The sequence below is a fragment of the Acinetobacter sp. GQ146 genome (assembly GCF_059758585.1).
In genome coordinates this window covers 1-26,353 of the sequence record NZ_JCAXDV010000007.1, presented here as the reverse complement: position 1 = coordinate 26,353, position 26,353 = coordinate 1, and the positions used below count along the sequence as shown (strand labels likewise).

28 protein-coding genes are annotated in these 26,353 nt (G+C 39.7%); 17 read left to right on the top strand and 11 right to left on the bottom strand.

The window, feature by feature from the left end; translation table 11 throughout:
• Positions 1-37 precede the first annotated feature (37 nt).
• Positions 38-1,906, top strand: coding sequence for a SurA N-terminal domain-containing protein (locus AC6CHI_RS11805; RefSeq protein ID WP_498121456.1), 1,869 nt, complete (start codon positions 38-40; stop codon positions 1,904-1,906).
• A gap of 59 nt (positions 1,907-1,965) precedes the next feature.
• On the opposite strand, the gene AC6CHI_RS11800 is transcribed toward AC6CHI_RS11805, so the two are convergent.
• Positions 1,966-2,838: a DUF2797 domain-containing protein gene (locus AC6CHI_RS11800; protein WP_458892714.1), complete on the bottom strand. Its 873-nt coding sequence runs from the start codon at positions 2,836-2,838 to the stop codon at positions 1,966-1,968.
• A 32-nt stretch (positions 2,839-2,870) separates the two neighbouring features.
• Here AC6CHI_RS11800 and AC6CHI_RS11795 point away from each other — a divergent pair, with 32 nt between their 5' ends.
• Together AC6CHI_RS11795 and AC6CHI_RS11790 are read left to right on the top strand one after the other, a co-directional pair.
• Positions 2,871-3,341: a DUF6231 family protein gene (locus AC6CHI_RS11795; protein WP_498121454.1), complete on the top strand. Its 471-nt coding sequence runs from the start codon at positions 2,871-2,873 to the stop codon at positions 3,339-3,341.
• 130 nt (positions 3,342-3,471) lie between these two features.
• Positions 3,472-4,872 (top strand): methylenetetrahydrofolate reductase C-terminal domain-containing protein, encoded by a 1,401-nt coding sequence (locus AC6CHI_RS11790; protein WP_498121452.1) that lies wholly within the window; start codon positions 3,472-3,474, stop codon positions 4,870-4,872.
• Between the two features lie 43 nt (positions 4,873-4,915).
• Here the strand turns inward: AC6CHI_RS11790 and AC6CHI_RS11785 are convergent, their stop codons facing one another.
• From AC6CHI_RS11785 to AC6CHI_RS11765, 5 genes are all read right to left on the bottom strand, one after another.
• Complete coding sequence (locus AC6CHI_RS11785; RefSeq protein WP_498121450.1) at positions 4,916-5,998, bottom strand: porin; 1,083 nt, start codon at positions 5,996-5,998, stop codon at positions 4,916-4,918.
• Between the two features lie 253 nt (positions 5,999-6,251).
• The gene (locus AC6CHI_RS11780) at positions 6,252-6,671 is read right to left on the bottom strand and encodes an HIT family protein (RefSeq protein WP_458892710.1); all 420 of its coding nucleotides are present in this window, start codon (positions 6,669-6,671) and stop codon (positions 6,252-6,254) included.
• Positions 6,672-6,715: 44 nt separating this feature from the next.
• Entirely contained in the window at positions 6,716-6,985 is a 270-nt protein-coding gene (locus AC6CHI_RS11775) for a YARHG domain-containing protein (protein ID WP_498121448.1), read from the bottom strand.
• A gap of 86 nt (positions 6,986-7,071) precedes the next feature.
• Positions 7,072-7,944 carry an NAD(P)-dependent oxidoreductase gene (locus AC6CHI_RS11770; protein WP_498121446.1) on the bottom strand — a complete coding sequence of 291 codons (873 nt, stop codon included), beginning with the start codon at positions 7,942-7,944 and terminating at the stop codon, positions 7,072-7,074.
• 10 nt (positions 7,945-7,954) lie between these two features.
• Positions 7,955-9,046 carry an alpha/beta fold hydrolase gene (locus tag AC6CHI_RS11765; protein ID WP_498121640.1) on the bottom strand — a complete coding sequence of 364 codons (1,092 nt, stop codon included), beginning with the start codon at positions 9,044-9,046 and terminating at the stop codon, positions 7,955-7,957.
• A 143-nt stretch (positions 9,047-9,189) separates the two neighbouring features.
• On the opposite strand from AC6CHI_RS11765, the gene AC6CHI_RS11760 reads away from it, so the two are divergent.
• From AC6CHI_RS11760 to trpB, 9 genes are all read left to right on the top strand, one after another.
• Positions 9,190-10,377, top strand: coding sequence for an O-succinylhomoserine sulfhydrylase (locus tag AC6CHI_RS11760; protein WP_498121444.1), 1,188 nt, complete (start codon positions 9,190-9,192; stop codon positions 10,375-10,377).
• A gap of 38 nt (positions 10,378-10,415) precedes the next feature.
• Positions 10,416-10,745 carry a YbaB/EbfC family nucleoid-associated protein gene (locus AC6CHI_RS11755; protein WP_498121442.1) on the top strand — a complete coding sequence of 110 codons (330 nt, stop codon included), beginning with the start codon at positions 10,416-10,418 and terminating at the stop codon, positions 10,743-10,745.
• Between the two features lie 56 nt (positions 10,746-10,801).
• On the top strand, positions 10,802-11,398 hold the full coding sequence (gene recR / locus AC6CHI_RS11750) for a recombination mediator RecR (RefSeq protein ID WP_498121440.1): 597 nt from the start codon (positions 10,802-10,804) through the stop codon (positions 11,396-11,398).
• Positions 11,399-11,639: 241 nt separating this feature from the next.
• The gene (locus AC6CHI_RS11745; protein ID WP_458892704.1) at positions 11,640-12,779 is read left to right on the top strand and encodes a ribonuclease D; all 1,140 of its coding nucleotides are present in this window, start codon (positions 11,640-11,642) and stop codon (positions 12,777-12,779) included.
• 130 nt (positions 12,780-12,909) lie between these two features.
• Positions 12,910-13,212 (top strand): YcgL domain-containing protein, encoded by a 303-nt coding sequence (locus tag AC6CHI_RS11740; protein WP_458892703.1) that lies wholly within the window; start codon positions 12,910-12,912, stop codon positions 13,210-13,212.
• A 20-nt stretch (positions 13,213-13,232) separates the two neighbouring features.
• Complete coding sequence (locus AC6CHI_RS11735; RefSeq protein WP_498121438.1) at positions 13,233-13,616, top strand: hypothetical protein; 384 nt, start codon at positions 13,233-13,235, stop codon at positions 13,614-13,616.
• Between the two features lie 20 nt (positions 13,617-13,636).
• Positions 13,637-14,488 (top strand): AAA family ATPase, encoded by an 852-nt coding sequence (locus tag AC6CHI_RS11730; protein ID WP_498121436.1) that lies wholly within the window; start codon positions 13,637-13,639, stop codon positions 14,486-14,488.
• A 12-nt stretch (positions 14,489-14,500) separates the two neighbouring features.
• Complete coding sequence (locus tag AC6CHI_RS11725; protein WP_498121434.1) at positions 14,501-15,688, top strand: vWA domain-containing protein; 1,188 nt, start codon at positions 14,501-14,503, stop codon at positions 15,686-15,688.
• Positions 15,689-15,752: 64 nt separating this feature from the next.
• Positions 15,753-16,961, top strand: a complete 1,209-nt coding sequence (trpB, locus tag AC6CHI_RS11720) for a tryptophan synthase subunit beta (RefSeq protein WP_498121432.1) — start codon at positions 15,753-15,755, stop codon at positions 16,959-16,961.
• Positions 16,962-17,023: 62 nt separating this feature from the next.
• On the opposite strand, the gene AC6CHI_RS11715 is transcribed toward trpB, so the two are convergent.
• The 3 genes from AC6CHI_RS11715 to AC6CHI_RS11705 all read right to left on the bottom strand — a co-directional run bounded on the left by AC6CHI_RS11715 (position 17,024) and on the right by AC6CHI_RS11705 (position 18,344).
• Complete coding sequence (locus AC6CHI_RS11715) at positions 17,024-17,455, bottom strand: CBS domain-containing protein (protein WP_498121430.1); 432 nt, start codon at positions 17,453-17,455, stop codon at positions 17,024-17,026.
• A gap of 143 nt (positions 17,456-17,598) precedes the next feature.
• Positions 17,599-17,973: a DUF2750 domain-containing protein gene (locus AC6CHI_RS11710; RefSeq protein WP_458892697.1), complete on the bottom strand. Its 375-nt coding sequence runs from the start codon at positions 17,971-17,973 to the stop codon at positions 17,599-17,601.
• Positions 17,974-18,110: 137 nt separating this feature from the next.
• Positions 18,111-18,344: an SEL1-like repeat protein gene (locus AC6CHI_RS11705; RefSeq protein ID WP_458892696.1), complete on the bottom strand. Its 234-nt coding sequence runs from the start codon at positions 18,342-18,344 to the stop codon at positions 18,111-18,113.
• Positions 18,345-18,563: 219 nt separating this feature from the next.
• Between AC6CHI_RS11705 and AC6CHI_RS11700 the strand changes: the two genes are divergently transcribed.
• Positions 18,564-18,926 (top strand): hypothetical protein, encoded by a 363-nt coding sequence (locus tag AC6CHI_RS11700; RefSeq protein WP_498121428.1) that lies wholly within the window; start codon positions 18,564-18,566, stop codon positions 18,924-18,926.
• 333 nt (positions 18,927-19,259) lie between these two features.
• Here the strand turns inward: AC6CHI_RS11700 and AC6CHI_RS11695 are convergent, their stop codons facing one another.
• Together AC6CHI_RS11695 and AC6CHI_RS11690 are read right to left on the bottom strand one after the other, a co-directional pair.
• Entirely contained in the window at positions 19,260-20,846 is a 1,587-nt protein-coding gene (locus AC6CHI_RS11695; RefSeq protein ID WP_498121426.1) for a M16 family metallopeptidase, read from the bottom strand.
• A gap of 21 nt (positions 20,847-20,867) precedes the next feature.
• On the bottom strand, positions 20,868-22,208 hold the full coding sequence (locus AC6CHI_RS11690) for a M16 family metallopeptidase (RefSeq protein ID WP_498121424.1): 1,341 nt from the start codon (positions 22,206-22,208) through the stop codon (positions 20,868-20,870).
• 217 nt (positions 22,209-22,425) lie between these two features.
• Here AC6CHI_RS11690 and ftsY point away from each other — a divergent pair, with 217 nt between their 5' ends.
• The 4 genes from ftsY (at position 22,426) to AC6CHI_RS11670 (ending at position 26,075) form a co-directional block, all read left to right on the top strand.
• Positions 22,426-23,529 (top strand): signal recognition particle-docking protein FtsY, encoded by a 1,104-nt coding sequence (gene ftsY, locus AC6CHI_RS11685; protein WP_458892692.1) that lies wholly within the window; start codon positions 22,426-22,428, stop codon positions 23,527-23,529.
• 178 nt (positions 23,530-23,707) lie between these two features.
• A complete protein-coding gene (locus AC6CHI_RS11680; RefSeq protein ID WP_498121422.1) occupies positions 23,708-24,394 on the top strand; it encodes a nitroreductase family protein in 687 nt (228 codons plus the stop codon).
• A gap of 184 nt (positions 24,395-24,578) precedes the next feature.
• Entirely contained in the window at positions 24,579-25,172 is a 594-nt protein-coding gene (locus AC6CHI_RS11675) for a nitroreductase family protein (protein ID WP_498121420.1), read from the top strand.
• 237 nt (positions 25,173-25,409) lie between these two features.
• Positions 25,410-26,075, top strand: a complete 666-nt coding sequence (locus AC6CHI_RS11670) for a YccT family protein (protein ID WP_498121418.1) — start codon at positions 25,410-25,412, stop codon at positions 26,073-26,075.
• Positions 26,076-26,353: the final 278 nt, after the last annotated feature.

Here is a 26,353-nt window from a genome sequence, read left to right as displayed (position 1 = left end):
GGTTAAAATGCGGCACAAATAAAATATTGGAATACTTATGGAATCTTTTCGTAAAGTTATTAAGGGCTGGTTGGGCAAAGTTTTGCTCATTTTGTTTTTGACCCCTTTAGCACTTGTAGGTATTGAAGGATATTTTAGTAGTGGAACTTCGAAAGATGCTGCAAAAACAGTAAACGGGCAAGCAATCAGTAATAAAGAGCTGGAAAATGCGACTAAGTCCTATAGCCAGCAATATTTGTCTTATGTAAATGGTGATGAAACGATGTTGAATCAGTCATATATTAAGGATAAGGCGTTGGAGTCGCTAATTGCACGAACTTTGTTATTGCAACAAGCTGAGAAACTGGGTATTTCATTGAGCGATGCTCAAATTGAGCAAATGATTGCGCAACAACCTAGCTTGCAAGAAAATGGCAAATTTTCAGAAGCACTTTATGCGAATTACTTAAAATCAGTCGGATTAACGAGCCAGGCTTTAATTGAAAACTTACGTCAAGATCATGCATTAAAAATGATGACCTCGACAGTGATGGATTATGCTTTGGTGAGCAAGGTTGATATTCAGCAAATTGCCAATTTACAAACTGAGCAACGTACGATTCATTTGGCAAGCATCAAATTGGATGATTATAAGAAAAATATTCAAGTGACTCAGCAAGAAATCACTGACTATTATAACAAGCACAAAAATGCGTTTCGACAAGTGGCTAGCGTAGATGTTGATTTTGTGGTGTTGAGCCCGAGCAACCTACCTGCTGCAAATGTACAAATTTCAGAAGCAGAATTGCAACAAGCGTATACAAAATTTGTAGAAGCTGAAAAAGCAAAAGTGAAGCCTCTGGTGAAACATATTTTAATTACTACAGATGCTCGCTCTGATGCTGAAGCTAAAAAATTAGCGGATGCTGTCGCTGCAAAAATAAAAGCAGGTATGAGCTTTGCAGATGCAGCTAAACAATATTCAGATGACACAGCATCTAAAGCGAATGGCGGTGTAGTTGCTGTTTATGATAAAGGCGTGTTTGGCGATGCATTTGATACAGCTGTTGCGGGATTAAAATCGGGTCAGGTTTCTGCGCCAGTTAAAACCCAATATGGTTATCATTTAATTGCTGCGGAAGCGCCTGCGCTGAAATTACCTTCGTTTGAAGCAGAAAAGCCGCGTTTAATTGCGGAAGCGCAAAAAGCAAAAACTGTGAATGCATTCTCAGATACGGTGAATAATCTGAATGAAATGGTGGTGGGTAGCGATGCATTAGATACCGTCGCTCAAGAAGTGAAGGGTGTACAAGTGCAGTCGGTTAAAGGTTTAACCTTAGGTATGCAACACCCAGTTTTAAGTGATGCAAATGTTAAAGCGAAGCTGTTTAATGATGATGTGAAAAATGGCGATCGTAATGCATCGAGTAACATACAATTGGCAAACGGTGATGTCGTTTGGGTTAAAGTTCGTGACTATCATGCGGCAGGTGAGCAATCATTGGCTGAAGCAAATTCACGTGTAAAAGCCAAATTGATTGAAGTGAAAGCAACCGCTGCGGCTAAAGCTAAAATCCAAAAAGCATTGGATGAGTTTAAAACTCAAGCTGCTTCAGCTGTGTTAGCGAAAAACCCATTGGTTTTTGAAGATGTGGGTGTATTCACTCGTTCACAGGGTTTGAAACGTCAAATCGAGCGTGCAGCCTTTAGTGTTCCAGCACCAAAAGCTGGAATGTGGTCAGTGACTACCGCTTCTTTACCCAATGAGTTTGTTGTTGTGGCTATTTCAAATGTGAATAAGACTGCTGCGAATGCTTTAACACCAGAACAATTAACTGAGTTGTCTAAGCTTTATCAGCAATTACGTGGACAGCAAGAACTTGATGACTATACGCAGTACCTCAAGAGTCAAGCTAAGATTAAATAATCAGTCCTCATAAAAAAACCAGCCGAGGCTGGTTTTTTTATATCTCACGCATTTAAAAACTATTCAGAGCGAAGAATAATTTCATAGCCTGTATATTTACGAATATTGATTACCCCAGTATCTAAGATCAGGTACTGACCCTTAATCCCTTGTAATCTGCCACGTATTACGGGAGTCTTGTCTAAATTATGGGACTTAATTTTTTCAGGATATTCAGCTACAGGATAAATAAACTCACGCGGTTGTTCATTTTCAAGCAATTCGACTGTTTCATTAAATTCAAGATTTTGGCTGAATTCATCTCGAATGGTCTGAATTTTAGGTGCAAATTCTTCAATCAGTTGTTCTCTAACATCGATAAGGTTCAGCGGTTCTGCTTCGCCTTTGAGCAGTTTACGCCAATCTGTTTTATCCGCAACTTGCGTGCCAAACATCACTTCAAGCTGACCGGATAAACGACGCGACCCAACTTTCATAATCGGCAGTGCTTGCGTAGCCCCCTGATCTAGCCAACGGGTAGGCATCTGACCAAGGCGAGTAATTCCTACTTTCAGCGCACTGGAGTTGGCGAGGTAAACAATGTGCGGTTGGAAGCAAACTTCATGAGCAAAATTATCTTCACGGCAAGTACCGAGATGATAATGGCATGTTTCAGGCTTCATGATGCACATGTCACAAGAAGCTTTGGTTTTGAAACATTTAAAACAATGTCCCTGCGAATAGGACTTAGGTGTCTTGCTACCACAAGAAACGCAGGAAATTTTACCTGTCCATTCAAGTTCAATTTCTTGACCTAAACTGAATGGAAGCTCAATTTCTGCACGATCTAAGATAAATTTGTATTCAACATTTGCCTTGCGAGTCTGTTGATCAGTTACACTAAGGTCCTTGAGACCTGCATGCATTTTATGACAAATGCCTTGTAGTTCCATGAAAAGCTCACTCAAATAATAAGGATGCAGTTATGGCTGAACAGAATGTCATCACTTCTATGCTAGACGATTTATCTCAGGAACAGCCTATCCAAACTGCATTGTGTATTGGTCAAAATTTAGAGCAATATGACCAGAATCAATCAATTCGTTGGAGTCATTTTAGCGTAACTGAGCTGCTAAGTCTGCCTTTTACGCAGCGTTATGATTTGGGTTTTGTGTTACTAGATAGCCCTGAGATGTCTGAATTATCGGAAGGGTATAAATCCCAGTTTTTAGTGAAACTGCGTGATTTGATGGCCAAAAAATTGGTGGTGGTTACCCGAACTCAAGATGAAAAAATGATGCGTGCTTTGGGGTTTACCCAGTTGATCGAGAAGTCTGATCAGCAAGGGGATATTGCGATTTGGCAATTTAATATTTTAACTTATAAGCATGTTCCAGATTGGTTTAATTCGAAATATTGGGCTAATCCTGAAAATTGGAATAAATTCCGTTGGTAATTAAACATATTTAGCACGGCAAAAGCTTGTGAATTTTTTGCAAGCTTATTATTTATTTTGCATATAAACATTCTCATCTTTTATAATATGGCGCTCTATTTCTGACATTAGTCAAAATCTCCCGAGCGATATGTCTAAGCCCTCCAATTGTTTGCCTCATCAGCATTTTTCTATTTTTCTAGAATATTTACCCACAAAACACGTCTTGCCTGTGCCTGCGGATTTGGCGGGTTATCCTGTAACCATGACAATTGCAGATCGGGTGCGTACAGATCATGACCCTGTACCATTAACGATTGCACAAAGCTATCCATCGCAGCTTCGCAAGATTTTACATTTCTCGGGTAAGGATCGAGATATATCAGATTTTCAACAATTCCTGCAGGTCGTTAAAAAAGAAGGACATGAAAATGTTCTATTGTTGACGGGGGATAAGCTCAAGCAACATCAAGATGGATTGGATTCAGATCAACCTCGTACGCGTTATTTAGAATCTGTGAATGCTGTGATACATGCTAGGCAGCTTCTGCCAGATTTAAAAATTGGTGTGGCATTTAATCCTTTTAAATATGCAAAGGCCGAACATGACGCCCAGTACTTTAAGCTAGAAAAGAAAATTTTAGCTGGTGCTGATTATGTGGTTACGCAATTGGGATTTGATTTGGATGCATTAAAAGAAATCAAAACATATTTAGAAACACACCATGCTGAAATCGAGCTCTATGCATGTGTCATGCCTTTAACTTTGCCACGTGCAGAATTTATGCATCAATACCAAGTTGCGGGTATTGTTTTGACCGATCATTTAATCGACCTGTTGCGACGAGAAAAAGCAATCAGTCCAGAGCTGGCAGCGCAAAATGTTTATGCACGTTGTGCGTTACAAATTCTGATTTGTCAGCATTTAGGCTTTGCTGGCGTACATTTATCGGCTTGTCATAAAAGTGATGAGCAGGAGGCTTTAGCGAAGGTTCTAAAGGAATTTCAAAATCTAACACTAGAGCAATGTGTACAAAAATGGACTGAGCTGCATCACATAGAACAAGGGGATGAATTAAAGCCTCAACTGGCAGTTCAGGAAATGACAGTTTCGGGTGAGCAGTTATTAAAATATAAGTCAATGCAATTCATGCATGACGCAATGTTTGATTCAAAGGTGGCTCGTAACATTGGAAGTAAGGTCTTTAGTTCCAAGTTTTGGTCAGGTCAGTTTGCAAGCAAGTTGTTACTCAAGTCAGAATATATTTCTAAACATGGTGTGGTAGGGTGCGAAAGTTGTGGGCAATGCCGTTTGGCAGAGACACTCTATATTTGTCCAGAAACATGTCCAAAAGGCTTGGCAAATGGTCCTTGTGGTGGAACAACTCTAGATCGCTGTGAGTTCGGAGACCGTGAATGTATCCACTCTATTAAGGCTCGATTGGCACAACAGGTTAATCAAACTGTACTGCTTAAAGAGCGAATTATTGAAACGGTACCAATCGAGGTGCGTGGTACTAGCTCTTGGAAAAATTGGTTTTTAGAAACTTAAAGCAAAAAAAACACGCCGAAGCGTGTTTTTTTTAAGGATTGGTTTAGAAGTTGTATTCCATGCCTAAACCGAAAGCTGTCATCATATCGTCTTCTTTAACCCAGTCACGTTTTTGTTGTGCAAGGAAAGTGTACATACGCGCTTGCTTATTCATCTGGTAGTCTAGACCAAGACCATATAAATCAATAGTGCGGTCATCTTGAGCGTCTGCTGTAGATACTGCAGTATGGTATTCACCTTTTAAAGACCAAGGTGAGTTATTAAAGTTATATGTTGCCGTTACACCCCAAGCTTGCTCTTCAAGAGATGCAGCCTCTTTTACTAAAGCATTAGCTTCTAATGCTGCAGCAGAAGGAGAGTCTGACAATTCTGCCTGTTGCCATAAGCCACCAAGTGTTAAACCTGAAAGCCCTAATGCTTTAAAATTATACGAGCCAGTTACGCGAATAGCATCAGACTCTACATCTTTTAGTTTGTAAGCCGCGTAGTCACCTTGTACACCGAAGTTACCAGCAACGGCTAGAGCTAAGCCGATGTTTTTGTTTTCGTAGCTGAGAGCTGTAGAAACTGAATCACCGAAACCATCGCGTTTTTCAGTAGTGTAATCTGAAGCGCTATTTTCGCCTTGCTGTGCCATTGCGCTGAACTGCAAGCCACCCATTAATTTTTTATCAGTTTCAAAGCCAATCACGTTTTTAAGACGCTCTTCACCATACATGATTTTACCCATGTCTAAGCGAGTGTGGTCATTAAAAATATCTTGATATTTGCCAGCTGCAGTTTTGAAATACGAGTCGTAGTTACCTACTTTTAATGCACCAACGCCTTCAGATTTTAAACCGAGGAAACGGTTACGTGCACTCCAGTCTGTATCAGAACCAGAACCATCAGTAGAAACAGCCCATTCAGCTTGGTAAATTGCAGAAAGGTTGTCTGTAAGTTTCTCTTCGCCTTTAACCCCTAGGCGTGAAGCATGCGAGCTTACTTCAGAAACGTCATTACCCTTGAAATCATAGTTGTCAACATTGTCGATAGATACGTTTAATTTACCGTACAAAGTTGGCGCTGCTTGTGCTGCGTTTAAGCTTAACGTTGTTACTGCTGCAGCAAGAAGCAATTTTTTCATTGAGATTTCTCCAAAACACAATTTTTATGGCAAGTGCCAACAAACTCTTATTTTTAGTTCGCTTCTGTACAATTCGTTACATAGCTCACCAACTTGCTATGCAGTATCTGCAAACTTTGTGACAGCAAAGTGAAAAATAGATGACAGTTTGATGACGAATCGTGAATAGATAACTCTCAGATTTAATTTATTTTTAATTTTTATAAAATAAAAAAATGGAGCCGAAGCTCCATTAAGTATTGTGACTACTTGTTTACTCTTCTAGAGCAGCCTTAATTTTTTCTGCCTGCGCTTTAATCTTTTCTTGATCGCCCATTTGTGCGGCATGTTTACCTAATTGATGCACATTGGTTGGAATAAGATGGAAATGGACATGTGGAACCGTTTGTCCAGCAGAGGCTCCGGTGAGTTGCATTAATACAATGCCATCAACCCCTAAACCTTTTTCCATTGCACGCGCAATTTTCTGTGTAATCTGAATGGTATAGGCTGCAGCGTCTGCTGGAAGATCCAGTAGACTCACTGCAGGCGTTTTTGGAATGACTAAAGTGTGACCTTCCGCTTGTGGCATAATGTCCATAAAAGCAAGAACTTGATCGTCTTCATATACTTTAATGGCAGGAAGTTCGCCACGTAGAATTCTTGCAAAAATATTTTGATCATCGTAAGCCATGATGCATCCTTTATCATTTTCCCTTATATCGGGGAATTTAGTCATTATTTACAATTAAGTTCTTTCTGGCGTGCTTTGATTTCGTCAAGACGTTGTTGCTCTTTCTCAGAAAACTTCGGCTTGGTGGTATAGCAGTTTTCATTACCAAACTTTGCTTTTGCTTCCGGGTCTTTAAAGCAGAAACCTTTTGATGCATAAATGACATCATGATCATTTTTCAACTTTTGGCACTCTTGCTCTGGTGTTGCAGCAAACACATTTGCCGCAACTAAAGTTGATAAACCTGTAAGACAGGCAATCAGCAACTTATTCATAAGAGTTTCCTCATTGTTTGTAACAGTATATGTTAAACACCTTATTACAATATTGGGTTTAAATCGAGTAGTTCAATGGCAAGTTATTACTCAAGTGTAATTTTGCTCCAAGATTCATAGAGTTTCACCGCACTAGAAAAATCACTTTCTTCTACTGCAAGATCACTTGCTGCCTGTATAAGACTTTGTGTTAGTGCAATTACAGGCGCTGAAAGTTTGGCATCTCTGACCAAATCTAGCGCAATTCCAGTGTCCTTGGCCAATAAAGGTAATGCAAATGTTAGAGGAAAACTGCGATTTAATACGCGTTGTGGTAATACGGTTTCAGTTACACCGCTTTTGCCACTAGATGCATTAATACAATCCAGTGCCTCATTAAGATTTACGCCATGTGCTTTTAAGGTTGTAAACCCTTCTGCAGCAGCGCATAAATTAACAGCAAGCAACATGTTGTTCACGGCTTTCACGGCAAAACCTGCACCAGAATCACCGACATGTTTAATTAGTTTGCCTATAGCGTTCAGGGCTGGTAATGCCTTGCTAAAAGCATCCGCATCACCACCGACCATGACCGTAAGGGTTGCATTTTCAGCACCAATGGTTTGCCCACTGACTGGTGCATCGAGGAAAGCCACCTGTTGAATGTTTAAAGCTTCGGCAACTCTTTTCGCTGATTCAGGAACTCCGCTGGTGCAGTCAATCCAGATACTACCAGCTTTGAGTTCAAGTCCAGCAATCAGTGTTTCGACATCTTGGCTGGTTGGAAGACAGGAAAAAACGATATCGGCTTGTACGGCTTCTTGTAGCGATACGGCAAGCGTTCCATATTCAGTTGCATGTTGCTCAGCTTTGGCAAAATTACGATTCCAAACGAATACGGTTTCGAAGTGCTTAGGAAGATGAGCTGCCATACGATAACCCATAGCGCCTAAACCAATAAATGCAACTGAATGAATCATGCTATTTCCTTTATATCTTTGTTGATCTCTGTGCTAGCCAAGCCGTGAGTTGAGGCCAAAATTGTTCGGCACTCGCTTTGCTGGACATTAGGCCTAAATGTCCACCTGGGATAAGAGTAAACGTGACATCTTGGCTGTTTGTCAATTCACATAAGGGTTTAATTGCATTTGCAGTGACAAGTTGATCAGTCTGACCTGCACCAATCAATAGAGAGGAAGTGATTGAATTTAATTGTATATGCTTATGATCTAATAGAATATTGCCATGTTTAAGACCATTTTGAAGCCAGATTTTAAAAATCATGTCCTGATTGATCCCACCAGGATAATCAATCATATTGTTGAGAAACTTACTGATCGTGGCATTCTCCTTCACGATTTCTAAATCATCTAGATTACCGAGTAAGGTTTTATAACTGGCATACCATCCTTTGGGGTCTAAAATTTTAAAACCAATCGAATTGAGCTTGCCTGGCGTATGGGTAAATTTTTTAGGAATGTTATTGGAGAATAACCATTGCTCTAAGCTTTTATTGTGCTGAATAAAATCGTACATTGCTTGATTGAGTTTGCCAATAAAGCCCGAAGCATAACTGTCGATTGGACTGCCTAACACAATCAGATTTTTAACAAAATTTGGTTGTTGTAAGGCGCTATACAGTAGGACAAAAATCCCCGCCATACTCCAGCCATGCAAGGAAAGCTGTTCTGAATGGGCATGTTCTCGAATCTGACGAATACAGTCTGGCAGGCTATAATTAATAATTGTCATGAAATCAATATGTCGATCACGAAATCCAAAACGTTTCCATTCGATCAAATACACTTCAAAGCCCTGACCTTGAAAATACTGAACCAAAGAGCGATAAGGAAACAGGTCATAAATCGCCATATTGATGGCAAAAGGTGCAACGAAAACTAGAGGCTCAAGATATTTTCTTTGATTGGCGGCGTAATAACGGACTTTAGCGTAATCGTTGAACGCTATGATGTCATAGGGTGTTGATTCGGATAGAATCAGAGCGTGCTGCTTTAAAATACGTGTTGATAAATTAGAGACTTGCACTTTTTTCTGGGCGATCCGTTGTTTTAGTTTTGACATCGCGGACATTTCTGTTGACCTGCCTAAAGATTTGCTCGAAGTCTAAACGATAATTTTACATTTTACCTTGACCTGAAATGCGCTAGGCGCTCAAAATGTTGGCAATTATTCACAAAGGCAGTTCTGAGAACTGAATCGTAGAAATGAGCCAACAAGACGACATTGAATATCAACTCGATACATTAGCGATTCGTACTGGTCATACGCGTAGTTTTGAGGGTGAGCATGGCGAGCCAATCTTTTTAACTTCTTCATTTGTTTATGAAAATGCGGCAGAAGCTGCAGCGAAGTTTTCTGGACAAGAGCCAGGTAATATTTACTCGCGCTTTACCAACCCGACAGTATCTATGTTTGAAAAGCGTTTAGCGGCCTTAGAAAGTGCTGAACGAGCAGTTGCAACCAGTTCGGGTATGGCAGCCATTATGGCTGTTGCAATGTCGTTTTTAAAAATGGGCGATCATGTGATTTGTTCACGTGCTGTTTTTGGCTCGACGGTTTCATTGTTTGAAAAGTATGTGGCTAAATTTGGTGTTGCGGTTGATTTTGTTGATTTAACCGATCTAAGCGCATGGAAAAATGCAGTTAAACCTGAAACGAAGTTGTTATTTGTCGAGTCACCCTCGAATCCTTTGGCTGAAGTGGCGGATATTCAGGCCTTGGCTGATATTGCACATGCAAATGGTGCATTGTTAGCGATTGATAACAGTTTCTGTACACCAGTATTACAGCGTCCCATCGAGTTTGGTGCGGATTTGATTGTTTACTCTGCAACCAAATATTTGGATGGGCAAGGTCGTGCTTTAGGCGGTGCGGTCGTTGGTAGCCATAAGCTTCTAGAAGAAGTGTTTGGCTATGTACGTACCACAGGGCCATCTATGAGCCCATTTAATGCTTGGGTATTCCTTAAAGGCTTGGAAACGTTACGCTTAAGAATGAAAGCACATTCTGAAGGTGCGCAAAAGCTGGCTGAGTATTTAAACCAACACGAAAAAGTAGAAAAAGTTTACTACGCGGGCTTGCCTGAACATGTGGGGCATGAATTGGCGGCGAAACAACAAACAGGTTTTGGTGGCATTGTTTCCTTCGAGGTCAAAGGTGGTCGTGAAGGGGCTTGGAAAGTCATCGACAATACCCAATTTATCTCGATTACAGGTAATTTGGGCGATGTGAAATCAACAATTACACATCCAGCTACCACGACTCATGGTAAGCTTTCGCCTGAAGCAAAAGAAGCTGCGGGTATTCGTGAAGGTTTAATCCGTGTTTCAGTCGGTATTGAAGATATTGATGATATTATTCGCGATTTAAACCGTGGTTTAGATCTGATTTAAATACAGCTTTAAGTTTTAAATATTGTTCGGAGATTTTTATGAACATTAATATGTTGATGCAGCAAGCACAGCGCATGCAAAAAGAGATGGAAGGCAATCTTAAAAAAGCCAAAGAAGAGCTTGCACAAACTGAAGTACACGCGGAAGCGGGCGGTGGTTTGGTGAAAGTGACCATGACTTGCCGTAATGTGGTAAAACGTATCGAGATTAATCCTGAATTGTTGCAAGATGATCCAGATATGATTGAAGACTTAATCGCTGCAGCCATGAATGATGCTGCTCGTCAGGCGGAAGTTATTTCTGAAGAGCGTCTTAAAGGGGCGAGTTCAGGTATGGGCTTACCACCAGGCCTTGCAGGTATGTTCTAATCCCTAGTGGTGTTTTACCTCCCTTATTAGGGAGGTATTTTTATTTAGGAATTTCAGTGTTTAGTGATCGATTTGAACAGTTAGTTCAAGCTTTAAGAATTTTGCCAAGTGTAGGTCCAAAGTCTGCACAACGTATGGCCCTACATTTAATTATGAAGAATCGTGAAGGGGCAGTGGGTTTGGCGCATGCATTAAATGAGGCGACCAATCATATTCATGAATGCTGTATTTGTCATTCACTGACCGAAGATGAAGTCTGTGATATTTGTTTGTCTACAGAGCGCGATGAACAACAGCTGTGTGTAGTCGAGTCACCAGCAGATGTCATGGCGATTGAACAAAGTGGCAGTTTTCGCGGTAAATATCATGTCTTGGGTGGGCACTTATCACCGTTGGATGGGATTGGGCCTGATGAAATAGGCATTCCGCATTTGATTCAGCGTTTAAGCGATGGGAAAATTAAAGAGATTATTCTTGCGACCAATGCCACGGTAGAGGGACAAGCGACCGCACATTACTTGGTGGAAGCGTGCAAGCATTTGCCTGTACACATGACCCGAATCGCTCAAGGGGTGCCACAAGGTGGCGAGCTTGAATATGTTGATAGTCATACATTAAGTCAGGCCGTTCATAACCGTATGCGCATGAAATAAGCCCTGACTTATTTCATGTTTTTTTTTGAGGATTTGTTAGCTGATTTAAAATGTAATATTTTAACGATTGGTATATTTTTAAATAATAAGTTAATAGGAAAAAAGTATAAATAAACAGATAAATAGAGCTTATACCCTAAAAATAAAGTAATTCTTTTAGATAAAATTAAAATTTTTATAGCTAATTGTTATATATCAGGTAAGATATATTTTTAGAGAATCTATTCCTAGACTCGGCAGTATGTTTCAGTTTATTCAGCATCAGACAGATTTAGATAACTTTTTGTCCATTATGGATCAAAATTCCATATACGGATTGGATACAGAATTTATTAAAGTGGACACCTTATGGCCAAAACTAGGTGTGTTCCAAATTAATGTTGCTGAGCAAGTTTATTTGTTGGATGGCACCACGCTGGATTTAAGTCAGTTCTGGAAAAAGATTTTTGCCGCCCAATTGAATGTATTCCATGCTTGCGGTGAAGATATTGATTTAATCTACCATTATGCACAAGACAAATCGCTGAATAATGTATTTGATACCCAAGTCGGCATGTCATTTTTAGGACATGGTTTGCAAGTCAGTTATCAAAATGCATTAAAACATATGTTAAATGTGGATATTGATAAAGATCAAACGCGTTCTGACTGGTTAGCTCGTCCACTGTCTCCTGAACAATTAACGTATGCTGCCAATGATGTACTGTACTTAATGTCTCTAGCAGACAAGGTGCGCAGTAGTCTGGATGAAAAACATTTATTGGCATTTGCTCAAGAAGATTGCCAAAATCTGACTTTTGAAATTGGGCAAGAAACGCCTATTCCTCAGTTATATCAAGATATTGGAAATTATCGACATTCTCGCCGTCAATTAATGCAGATTCAGCAATTGGCTGTTTGGCGTGAGCAGATGGTCAAAGCCTTGAATCAGCCGCGTAGTTTTATCTTAAAAAACTCCAGCATTATTGATTTGGTTGAGAAGAATCCAAAGAATCATTTTCAACTCAGTGGTATCAAAGATATCCGTCAAAACACGCTTCGTGAATATGGTAAAACTATTCTCGATTTACTCAAATTCTTACCTGCACAAGAAGAATGGCCACTGCGTATGGCTCGACCAATTCGTCATTCATCGAAAGAGATTGGTAATAAGGTTGAAGCGGTAATTCAAGCGGTAGTCAATGAAACCACTATTCCTAAAGAAGTATTGTTACGTAAAAAATGGCTGAATGCCTTGTATCAACATGTGGTCTTTGGTCGTGATGAGCAAGATTTACCAAATTATTTGCTCGGATGGCGTTACGAAATGCTGACGACACCGTTAATTCAAGTGTTGCAGCAAGATCAACAATATTTAACCACGCAAATGCAAGCGGTATAACGCCGGTAAAATTTGTTTAAAGAATTTGCGTTTAAGCCGCATCACGACTGTTGCGTTAATAATCATTAATGTATCCGAGTATTTTTTGTTGTATGCTTGGCGCTGTGTTTTCTAAAGTAATGTTCTAAGCATGCATTGTTCAATTTATAAATCGAGTAAAAAAGACGAGATGTATCTTTACGTCTCTCGACCTTCTGAAAATGAAGCTGAAACATCAAATCCATTAGACGTTGTGCCTGAAGTATTACGTAATGCTTTTGGCCGTGCGACGTTTGTCATGCATATTGAATTAACAGAAACGCGTAAGCTAGCACGCGCAAACGTACTGCATGTGATGGATTCCATTCAAACGAAAGGCTTCTTTATTCAAATGCCACCAGAGGGTTTAATTAATCCGAATGCAGTAGCTCCAGAAGGCTTACGTGGTGCATAATTTTTTTCAGGAGTTGTAGTGTGGATAGTTTACTTTCAATTTTAGACTCAATTCCTGAAGATACGATTGCAGTCAGTGTGTATTTGATCGGCAGCATCATTATCTTATGGTGCTGGTATGCAATCGCAAAGCGGTTGCCGAAACCCTTTGGTGGAATTAGTTGGGTGATTATTTTTGCAGTCATGCTCACACCTACGGTTTCTGAAGGTACGAATGCTTCGATTGCACCCGCATTTTTCGGTTTAATGTTTGGTGTATTGACCAAAGAACACTCGCTGATTTGGTTTAATTTAGCTGCTATTTTATGTGTGCTTGGTTTGGGTTTAATCGTTGGCTATTGTTGGTCTAAATATGCGGATAAACGCCAAACTCATATTGTTAACAAGAAAAGTTCACCACTTTAAATAAAAAATAAGGTTATCTTATGTCTGTTGAATCTCAACAATTTACAGGTACAAGCCAGTACATCGCCACTGACAGTTTGAAGTTAGCCGTTAAAGCTGCTCGTGCATTGCAGAAACCATTATTGGTCAAAGGCGAGCCGGGAACGGGTAAGACTTTACTGGCGGAGCAAGTTGCACAGAGTTTGGGCTTAAAACTTATTACTTGGCATATCAAGTCGACCACTAAGGCTCAGCAAGGCTTATATGAGTACGATGCTGTCTCCCGCTTACGAGATAGCCAGTTGGGTGATGATCGTGTCTATGACATTAAGAATTATATTAAACCCGGCAAATTGTGGGAAGCTTTTACCAGCGAAGAGCGCTGTGTACTGTTAATTGATGAGATTGATAAGGCAGATATTGAGTTTCCGAATGACTTGCTGCATGAGTTGGACAAAATGTCCTTCTTTGTGTACGAAACAGGCGAAACCATTACGGCAACACAACGTCCAATTGTGATTATTACCTCAAATAATGAAAAAGAACTACCAGATGCCTTCTTGCGTCGTTGTTTCTTTCACTATATTGAGTTCCCTGATGAAGCCACCATGCGTGAAATCATTGATGTGCATTTCCCTCAGGTTTCGGCTGCCTTGGTGAATGAAGCACTTCAAGTCTTCTTTAAATTACGTCAAATCCCAGGTCTTAAAAAACCACCTTCAACTTCAGAGTTGATCGATTGGCTGAGTTTATTGATGGCGGATGACATGCCTGAAAATGTGCTGCGTAATCACGACAAGTCCAAAGCCATTCCGCCGCTGTACGGTGCACTCATTAAAAATGAGCAAGATGTACAGTTGCTTGAGCGACTAGCCTTTATGTCACGTCGTTAAGGAGAAACACGCATGTTTGTGCGCTTGTTTTATACCTTACGCAAATATGGTGTGCCTGTATCTACACGCGAACTCATTGATTTGAATGAGGCGGTTGCATCAGGCTTGGTATTTGCCGATCAAGAAGAATTCTATCAACTCGCCAAAACCATTATGGTGAAAGATGAACGGTTTTTCGATAAGTTTGACCGTGGCATGAAAGACTATTTTGATGGCATTTCCACCTTCGATTTAGACGAATTGTTAAGCCAAGTTCAGCAATTGCCAAAAGATTGGTTTGATTTGGAGCTTTTGGAAAAGCATCTTACACCTGAGCAACGAGAAGAGTTAAAAAAAGCAGGTTCTCTCGAAGAGCTGATGAAAATGTTAGAAGAGCGGTTACGCGAACAACATAAAAAACATCAAGGGGGAAATCGCATGATTGGTACGGGTGGCACATCGCCATTTGGTGCTTATGGCGATCATCCTGAAGGGGTGCGTATTGGTGGTCCAGGGCGCAAGCGCTCTGCCGTCAAAGTTTGGGAACAGCGTAAATATCGCAATCTAGATGATGAGCAGATTTTGGGTACGCGGCAGATGCAACTGGCATTGCGCCGTTTACGTAAGTTTGCACGTCAGGGTGCAGCAGAAGAACTAGATATTGATGGCACCATCAAAGAAACTGCAAAACAAGGTATTTTGGATGTTCAGTTGGTACCTGAGCGCCGTAATCGCGTCAAAGTATTGATGTTATTTGATGTAGGGGGGTCGATGGACTCCCATATTGCACAGTGTGAAAAACTTTTTAGCGCAGCAAAAACTGAATTTAAAACGCTCGAATATTTCTATTTTCATAACTGTTTATATGACTATGTCTGGAAAGACAATGTCCGTCGCTCGAATACCCGTATGAATACTTGGGATTTGTTTCATACTTATGGTCGTGACTATCGTGTAATTGTGGTTGGGGATGCCAGTATGGCACCTTATGAGCTGAATTCGGTGGGTGGCTCGGTTGAATATATGAATGATGAGTCTGGGCAAGTTTGGTTACAGCGCTTACGACATCATTTTGATAAGACCGCTTGGTTGAATCCTGAAGAAGAGAGTTATTGGCATTACACACCAACTATTGGTGCGATTAAACAGATCTTTGACCAGCATATGTATCCGATGACACTCAAGGGTATTGAGGATTTAACGAAATATTTAGCCCGTTAAATTTACTGACTTTGGGCTGCCAGTTTAGACATTATTGAATAAGTTTATAAGAGGGGAATAAACAATGAATCAACAAATTAATGGTATTGATTTACCGAATGAAGAGGGTTTCTTTGGACCTTATGGTGGTCAGTATATTCCTCCGCATTTAAAACAAGCAATGGATGAAATTAATCAGGCTTATGAGGAAATTCGTCATACCCCAGAATTTCAAAATGAACTCGCTGATTTGTTTGCTAATTATGTCGGGCGTCCGAGTCCCTTATTCCATGCCAAGCGTTTATCTGAACAGTTGGGTGGGGCGCAAATTTATTTAAAGCGCGAAGATTTAAACCATACTGGTGCGCATAAAATTAACCATTGCTTAGGTGAAGCTTTACTTGCCAAGTATATGGGCAAAAGCAAAGTGATTGCAGAAACAGGCGCAGGGCAGCATGGCGTAGCATTAGCAACAGCGTGTGCCTTGGTCGGCATCCCTTGTGAAATTCATATGGGGCAGGTAGATATCGAAAAAGAGCACCCTAATGTCGTTAAAATGAAAATTTTAGGCGCGACGCTTATTTCGGTTACACGCGGGACTGCAACCTTAAAAGATGCGGTAGACAGTGCTTTTGAAGAATATTTAAATGACCCTGAAAACTATATTTATGCGATTGGTTCAGTCGTTGGTCCACACCCATTTCCAAAAATGGTTCGAGATTTCCAAAGTATTATTGGCAATGAAATTAAAGTTCAAAGTCATGACCGATTTGGTCAAAATCCTGATTACGTCGTGGCTTGTGTCGGTGGTGGCTCAAATGCGATAGGAGCTTTCACAGCATTTCTGAATGAAGCGGATGTGAAACTGGTGGGTGTTGAGCCTGCGGGACATGGTTTGGATACAAGCATGCATTCAGCGACACTGACTTTGGGTAAGCCAAGCCAAATTCATGGTATGGCGTGTTATGTGCTTGAAGATGAGCAAGGTGAACCACTGCCTGTACATTCGATTGCTTCGGGATTGGATTATCCAGGTGTAGGACCGCAACACAGCTTTCTGAAAGATTTGGGACGCGTTGAATACACCTCGGCTACAGACCAAGAGTGCTTAGATGCGTTTATGACCTTGTCGCGTGTAGAAGGTATTGTACCTGCGCTTGAGAGCTCTCATGCTGTCGCATGGGCTTTACGCGAAGCACCAAAGCTAGCAAAAGACATTAAAATCGTCGTGAACCTGTCTGGTCGTGGTGACAAGGATTCGGACTATGTTGCAGAGAAATTGGGACTAAATTAATCAGTCAGCAATAGAAAAAGGTCAGCTCGATTGGGCTGACCTTTTTTATGCAATTATAAAACCTAACCAGAAATATATTGCTGTAGTTGTTCAATGAGGTTTTTTTGGTCAGCCATTGCGGCTTTAACCAAGTCACCAATCGAAATGAGTCCAATGAGTCGATCATTTTCCACCACTGGTAAATGACGAAGATGGCGCTCAGTCATTAAATCTAGACAGTCTTCGACACTACTGCTTGTGGTAACAGTGAGGACACTGGCGGTCATGATTTCACTGACATTGGTTGTGAAAGAAGAGCGTTCCATTAAGGCGACTTTACGGGTGTAATCGCGTTCAGAAAGAATGCCAACTACTTGTTCATTTTGGGTGACAACTAGCGCTCCAATACCTTTATCAGCCATCAGCTTAATTGCTTCATATACGGTTGAATCTGGGCGAATGGTGAAAATGGCTTGTTCTGATTTATCTTGAAGGACTTGTGCAACTTTGGTCATACTTAGCATCTCTGTTGTTGTTTATTGTTTGATATTTAACTTAACTTGAAACGAAAAAATTGCAAATACCTATTCAGTCATAAATTGCATTTAATACAAGAATAAAGGGACTTTAGTTCAAGTCCCTTGGGCTTTATATGGCTTTAGGCGGGTTGTAGGTGCAAATCTGAAAAGAAAAAATGACGCATTTGTTGAGTGGTCAGTTTAAACTTCTGGCTAGATGAATTACACAAAGCGGGAATGACTTTTAGGCGAGTCAGAGTCGGTAATAGTGATTTTTGAAAATCAGCAGGAGTAATTTTACGCGGTGTGTAACTTGGCCAGTGAATTTTCGCATACTTATGCGCTTGCACACTATTCATCCAGAATGGAAAAATATAATCGTCTTGATCGGACATGATTGCCCAGCCTTGATCATATAAGCCCCATAACACACCGCAGTACATCATGGATTTTAAAACAGTAATTTTAAAAAATAAGTCTTTTGCTATCGGTTGTAATTGACTAATTTGTTTCATATTGAGCAGACATTGTGAAGTCATGGGTTATTGTAAAAAAAACACATTAAATTTCAGTGTAAGCTTTGCGAAAAATCGTAAGTAAATATATTTCAAAAAAATCAGAGGAAAAAAAACGCCACCTAGGTGACGTTTGATTATGCTTGCATGGTGGCCATTTTTTGCCAGTATTGCGCTTTAAGTGAATCACGTTCTACACGGAAACCTTGGAAATAAAGTTCTGCTAAGAACATTGCAGCTTTACCATGCCCTGCACGAGCAACTTCTTCCAATTGTTGAACAGCGTCAACGAAGTTTTTTTGCGATTGAATAGTATTTACCGCAGTTGCATATACATGCTCTAAGTCATGTTGAGAGATTTGTTGAATCATAGGTAACTCCTTATTGTAATTATGATTGCACAGCTCGACTTTTTTAGTCTTCATACTAATTTACATAAGTATTATTAAACTAATATTACAAATTGGGTGAAAAGTCAAATAAGATATGGGGCATACTTTAATAAAAACAAGTTACATGATTAAACAATAGACGAAAACTTTTTTTATTAATATGGAACTACAGGATACTGTAAATAAAAGGAGAATAATATGACAAATACAATAGACGGCTTTACTTTTGAATTACCGCTGAATGCTGAGAAAATTGTTGAGTTGGCACATTATCATCGTCAACAATTAGATGAAGCAATTTTTCATAATGAAATTCATTTAGGGGATTACTGTTTGGCACAGCGTAAGCGTGTTTATGATTTTACACGCACACTGGAACCACAACAGAGAGTCGAATTTTATAAAACTTATGATGGGGAATTGCGCCGTATAGCAGATGATGAAGACCTGCATCCTGCTGATGCTGAACATGGCGTGGGGGTGTTTGCCATTATTTTAGCTTTGGCTTTAATTGCTTTTATTCTCTATTTTGCAGTAGTACGTAATATCACAAGTGGTTAATGGTGATATTTGCTCATTTTCAATCCGTTAAACTGAAGAATGGGTAAATCAACTTGAGATTCTAGATTAGCCATCCTACACTACCTCATCATTAGAGGTAGTGTATGCATAGTGCAAAACAGAAAATTCTTCATTTTTTCCATCAATTCAAATTAGAAAATTTCTACTATTTACTGGTTTTCAGTATTATTGTCGCAATTCTTTTTATTGCTAGTTTTGCCTTGTTTCGACCTGTCAGTTTTTCTCAATATCAACAAGTGAGACAATTGGCCCATCAAGCCTATTATCCTTCCACACAAGATATGGCGACTGAGCTTATGAAAAAGCAACAGGTCACAATTGGTCATTATTTGAAATTAATGCGGGCCTATCATGCGGAGCAGTCTCGGGCGAAGGAGTTTCCGGCTTTGGCGGATGAAACTCGTCGATAACGGGGGCTTGTCGTACTTCAGGAAGGGCTGAATTAGAAGTTAAATTATGGTTTAAAATTTGATTTAGCTTGGTTTTATCTAATGTGCTGCTAAAAATGACTAAGGTTAATCGATCAGGATGTAAATGTTTGCGAACAGCATGTTGTACTTGTTCAATGGTCAACTTGCTGAGTTGTTCTGAATATTGATTTAAATAATTGCTAGGTAATCCATAAAAGCCTATTGATCCGAGTTGCGCATTCATTGCAGCATTGCTGCTGTAACTATTCGGAAATGAAAGCAATAAACCCTGTTTTGCTTCTTCAAATTGTTTAGGATCTATTGGTTGATTAACAAAGTCGACCAATGCTTTATGAGCGATTTGTATCGTTTCTAATAAGTGTTGCTGCTCTGTAGAATAGCCTAAGCTAAATGGTCCAGCTACTTGCATAAAACTAAAATTGCTATATGCACCATATGTTAGTCCGCGTTTAACGCGCAGTTCTTTGCTTAGGATGGAATTAAAACCACCGCTTCCAAATATTCGATTTGCAAGTTGTAAGGCTAAATAGTCGGGATCATGACGAGTGGTTACGATTTCTCCCATCACCACATGTGCTTGGCTTGATGCGTAGGGAATATGACAAATATTGAATTGTGATTGGACGATAGGAGCAGGAAGGGGCGGTGCTTTTATACCAGCAGGAAGCTTCTCGATAATTTTTTCAGCTAATCTCTGGGCTTGTTTCACGGTTAGATTGCCTGTAATCGCAATATTTAAATTACTTCGAACTAGAAATTGCTTTCGAAATTGCACTAAATCTTCAGGTCTAATTTTTCTAATACTGGCTTGTGTGCCTGTGGTGGGTTCTGCATAGGGATGCTTAGCATAAAGGCTGCGGTAAAAGACGATATTTTTCATTCGTCCAGGATTCTCTTTCAGTTGCTTTTGCCCTATTTCCGTATTACTTAACACCAGTTGAATACTCGAAGATCTAAAGGTGGCCTGCTTCAGAACTTCAAGCATCATGGCAATTGCGGGTTCATATTTTTCTGGGTTAGAAAGTACACGCAGTTTGACTACAAACATATCGTTATAAGCGGTGACACTCAATTTTGCTCCGACACTTTCAAAAGTAGAGATGATTTCTTCGGCTGAATATTTTGTAGTGCCTTCATCCATGAGTTGTGCCGCCATATTGGCTAATCCATACAGCCCTGCACCAATTTCTTGATCCCGCGATGATCCTGCATTGAATGTCAGCTGGATATCAATCATGGGTAAATCGTTGGATTCCACAAACAAACTACGGACCAAAAATTTGTTTTTGAGTTCGTGTACATCGGGTACAGCGACCAGATCAGGATGATGAATGTATCTGAGACTCTGTAATTGGTTAAATGCGGTTAACTGCTCATCAGCCGAACTCAATGTAAGATCAATCAGTTCGGCTGAGCTCTGCGCTGAAAGTAACAGACAGGTTATGAAGCATGGCAGTATTATTCGCATCTCTACACCTTCTTTCATGTTTTATTTTTGCTTGGGTTGTATGTACATGCTGGCAAGATTAGAGTGAATCAAATATGTATTGGCAACGCGCTGAATATCTTCCGGAGTAACAGATTGATAATATTGTGGAATTTTATTAATCAGCTGAAAGCTTAAGCCATTGATTTCGAGTGTGCCAATCATTTTGGCTTGTCCCGCAATATCATCTTGATTGTAAATTAAATCCGCAATATGACGAGTCATCACACGATTAATTTCTTCAGTTGATACGGGTGTTGTTTTGAGTTGCTCTATTTCTGCTAATAAAGCGGATTTTATAGTGTCTAACGAGATACCATTTACAGGTAGCGCAGAGATAATAAATAGACTATCGCCGCGATTGTATAATTCATAGGAAACACTGGCAGATGCGAGTAATTTTTGCTCTCGCACTAGATTACGTTGCAATCTAGATGTGATGCCGCTGTCTAAAATATTTTTGATAATGGCTAAAGTATATGCATCTTGAGGATTTGAGGCTGTAGCGATGGATGGGACATTCCATGCCAAGTAGAGGTTAGGTACTTGTACGGCTAATTCGGCTTCCAAATGTCTATATCCGAGATCTGGATATTCCATGACATTATTGCGTAGAGGAATGGGTTTTGAGGGAATCGACGAAAAATATTGCTTAACCAAGTTAAGTGTCTGATCAGCATCTACATCGCCCACAATCACTAAAACAGCGTTGTTGGGAACATACCATTTGGCATACCATTGCTTTACTTCATCGAGCTGAAGCTGATCCAGATTTTTCATATAACCAATCACAGGTTGTCTATAAGTACTTGTCGGATAGCTGATCCATTTAAATCGTTCTAATGCTAATGCACGCGGATTGTCATCTGTTCTTTGCCTGCGTTCTTCCTTGACCACTTTAATTTCGGTGTCAAAATCTGCTTGACGCAGCACCAAATGATTCATGCGATCCGCTTCAAGCTCTAATGCAAGGGCTAAATAGTTTTTCTGATAGAGTTGATAATAATAGGTGGAGTTATTCGATGTTGCGGCATTGACACTACCGCCATAAATTCGGCTTAAGCGAGTAAATTCATCATTTGGAACTTTTGTTGTGCCTTTAAACATCATATGTTCAAGGACATGTGAAATCCCTAGATGATTTCCAACTTCATCACTGCTGCCTACGCCATACCAGATTTGTGTCATGACCATCGGTGAGCGGTGATCTTCCCGGATAATGACTTTAAGACCATTTTCGAGGGTAGATTCGATGGTGGTACGTGCTTGTCTAGGTTGCGGTTTAGCAGTACTGGTGGAAGGTTGAAGGAGGCAAAAAAAACCAAGAATGCTGAGAAAAAGCATAAATTGGGACTGGATATTCTTATTATTTTCACCAAACACTTGTCTTACTCTGAAATGCTGGGATTAAAGTTCATTTTTCAGAAATTATGGATGAAATGCAACCACAGTCTGGTCTTTTTTGTGCTGAGATTTTGTGAGAAAGCCAAGATAAAGAAAATCTTGATCTTTTATGCTAAGATTATTTACTTTTAACGCGCTGCTTTTCAAAGGATTCGGCATGCAACAACAATCTACAGGGCAAAATAAATTTTTGATTGATGCTGATATTGGTGATGATGATGTAACTTTACCCAGCTTACCTGCGGTCAATGTTCCTATTGTTGAATCACCAAAGCCTGAAGAGGTCATTGCTTCGACAGTAGAAACTTCCAACGAACAGTCAGAAGAAAAGTCAAAAGGCGGCTTTTTTAGTCGTATGAAAGAAGGGTTGACTAAAACCCGTAAAAACTTTGCCGATGGTATGGTCAATATCTTAATCGGTGGTAAAGAAATCGATGATGAACTTCTTGAAGAAGTTGAAGAACAGTTATTGGTTGCAGATATTGGTGTTGAGGCAACCAAAGCCATCATTGCGAATTTGACTGAACGTACGGCTCGTGGCGATCTGATTTATTCACATTCATTGTATAAAGCGCTACAAGAAGAACTGGTCGATCTACTGGCACCTCGTGTAAAACCGCTACATATCGACCCCAATAAAAACCCATTTGTGATTTTGGTTGTTGGTGTGAATGGTGTGGGTAAAACCACCACAATTGGAAAGTTGGCGAAACGATTGCAAGGTGAAGGTAAAAAAGTCATGTTGGCTGCGGGTGATACATTCCGTGCGGCAGCCACTGAGCAATTGCAAATTTGGGGCGAGCGTAACAATATCTCTGTCGTGGCTCAAGGTCATGGTGCGGATAGTGCTTCCGTCATTTTTGATGCTTTTGAAAGTGCAAGAGCAAAAGGGGTTGATGTACTTATTGCAGATACCGCTGGGCGTTTACATAACAAAAGTAACTTGATGCAGGAGCTGACTAAAGTTAAACGTGTCATGCAAAAAATTGATGCGACTGCACCGCATGAGATCATGTTGGTTGTTGATGCGGGTACAGGTCAAAATGCAATTAACCAAGTTGAGTTATTTGATGAGGCGGTTGGTTTAACCGGTATCACGATTACAAAATTAGATGGTACTGCTAAAGGTGGGGTACTGTTTAATATCGCGAGTCGTACCCATGTGCCAATTCGTTTTATTGGTGTGGGTGAAAAAATTGACGATTTACGTCCATTCTCTGCTAAATCATTCGTTGCTGCACTGTTTGAAACTGAAAAGTAAAATGTTGTAGATTTCACATAAACTCCGCTAAATGCGGAGTTTATTGTTTTTTTGCTAATTAATTGATTTAAAAGAGAACAATTAAAAAATATGAAATGACATTTTGCTCAAGTCTTGGCGTTAGAATAATAAACACTAAAAAAAATAAGTGTTTATTCTGGCTTAGATGGGGACACCAATGGCATTGTTAAATAAACTAGGTCAAGTGCTAACGACTGAAATCACCGCAGATTTTATTTTTAATCGAAAAAATCAGGCTGAGCTTAGCGAATCGGCCCATATACAACAAATAAAACAAAGAAAGAGTGTTCAAAAATTAGGGAAAAAATTGCCACATGAGCCCGCGTATCTCATTGAGCTGATTCAATCTGCAGTAAAAAGCAGTCCATCAGTCATAAACTCACAAACTACACGCATCGTGATTCTGCTGGCGAAAGCACATGCAGATTTTTGGAATTTAGTCAAAGAGATACAAAGAACACAAGTCCCAGAGCAATTTTTTTCTGCCATTGAGTATAAAATCGATCAATCGTTGGCAGCGTATGGCACGGTACTTTTTTTTGAAGATCAATCAATTCTACAAAACTTACAAAAGACTTTAGCGATAAATGCAGAGCAGTTACCATCATGGTCAGCACATAGTGCAGGCATGGCTCAATATGCGGTTTGGACTGCGCTGGCTGATGAGGGGATAGGAGCTCATTTCAATTACTATAATCCTGCTATCGATTATCGAGTCTCGCAACATTTGCAAATAAACCCTCACTGGAAGCTGCAAACCCAAATGGTTTTTGGTTCTATAGAACAAGTCATTGAAAATACAACAATGTTGCCGAATGAAGCTGAATTTATGGTTTTAAGCTAAGCAAACCATCTAAGATCCAATTGAATTGCTAATGAATATGCGGGATTCAATTATTTAGCGTTCTAAATATAAGACACACTGTCACTATGAGATACATTTATTAAATTTACAAAGTGATTAAGATGGAACAATGTCATAGGCGAAACCATACGCTTTTAACTTGTATAAGATTGAGGACAAAAAAATGGCATTCTTAGATCATATGAAAAAACGCCGTACAATTTATTCAATAGGAAAAAATGTCACTCTTCAGCAAAGTGAAATTGAGCAACTGGTGAAAGATGCAGTTCGTGAAAGCCCATCTGCATTTAATTCGCAAACCTCCCGTGTCGTGATGTTGTTTGCTGAGTCTCATCATAAATTTTGGGATATCGTGCGTGAAACTTTACGTAAAATGGTTCCTGCTGAAGCCTTTGAAAATACAAATAAGAAATTAGATAGTTTTGCTGCAGGTTACGCCACTGTTCTTTTTTATGAAGATCAAGCGGTAGTTAAATCTCTGCAGGAACAATTCGCATTATATGCAGATAACTTTCCAGTTTGGTCTGAACATTCATCGGCGATTGCACAATATGCAGTTTGGACAATTTTAGCTGAACATAATCTCGGTGCATCTTTACAGCACTATAACCCTGTAATTGATGAAGAAGTGGCAACCACTTTTGCAATCCCTGAAAGTTGGAAACTACGGGCGCAGTTGGTATTGGGTTCAATTGAAGCTGCTGCGGGTGAAAAAACCTATATGGATGACAATGTACGCTTTAAAACATTTAATTAAGCGCATGTAGTCACAGCTTCTAGAGCTGTGACTTTTTTCATACTGCCAACTATAGCCTGGTAGAATTTGTCATTATTGCGGTTAACTCTGCTGTTGATTGCTAAAATTAAATCAATCAAAACCTATAAAAGTAAGACTAAAAGAAGGTTGTGTAACGCAAACCTTTCTGTCATAAAACTGTCATTTATAACTTGCATAGTGCAACTAAAATTTAACAATGAATGAAGAGAAGGCGAAATGGCTTTACGTTTAACATTTGCTACAGCAGCATTATTGATGAGTGGTTCGGTATTTTCAGCAGTTACAGTCACAGCACCAGAAGAAATCAAAATTCTTGCAGTCAATGATCAAGAAGTAAACACTGGTCTTTTCCGATCAGAGAATAATGTCTATAAATTAGATGCGGGTAGTTCTAGTATCAGTCTTCGCTATATTCAATATTTCGAGCATATGTCAGGTGAGCATGATATTGTGAAATCTGGTGTGGTGACTATAAAAACTCCAAATTTACAAGATAATGAAACGTATCAACTTGCTTTGATTAATGCACCAAAAACATTTGAACAAGCTAAAAAATATGCCGAACAGCCTACAGTGGCTCTATATGATAAAAAGCAACAAGTGTTAGTTCAGCAAACTGGTGCCAATACAGAGCAGAAACCTTGGCTTAGACGCAGCATGTTTGGTGGAGCAATGGATTTAACGCAAAAAAAGACAGCGCCAGTGAATCAACCTCCTGCGGTTTATGCACAATCAACTAGCACCACTCAAGCAGTACCAGTGCAAGCTGTAACTACTACAAAATCAAATGCAGTGGACCAACAGTTAATTGAGCTTTGGAAAAAAGCAGATAAGGCAGAAAAGCAGAAATTTATGAGTTGGCTTGCTGAACAAGCTAATTAATTCAAATATTCTATTTAAAGCCCAGGACTGAATCAAAGACTGGGTTTTTTAGTGTTCCAATGTGTAAAAAAGATTCAATTCTTCACTTTTTAATGATAAAAATAGAAAATTAGATGGTTAATTGATCAATTGGGTCGTATTTTATAAATAATTTATAAAATGGGCTTGCGCTCGAATCAAAACTGTATAGAATACGCAGCATCCCGACGCGATACAGCGAGATGAACGAAGCACGAAGTGCTAGTTATTGAGTTGATTGCGTTATATTTGCCACTGAC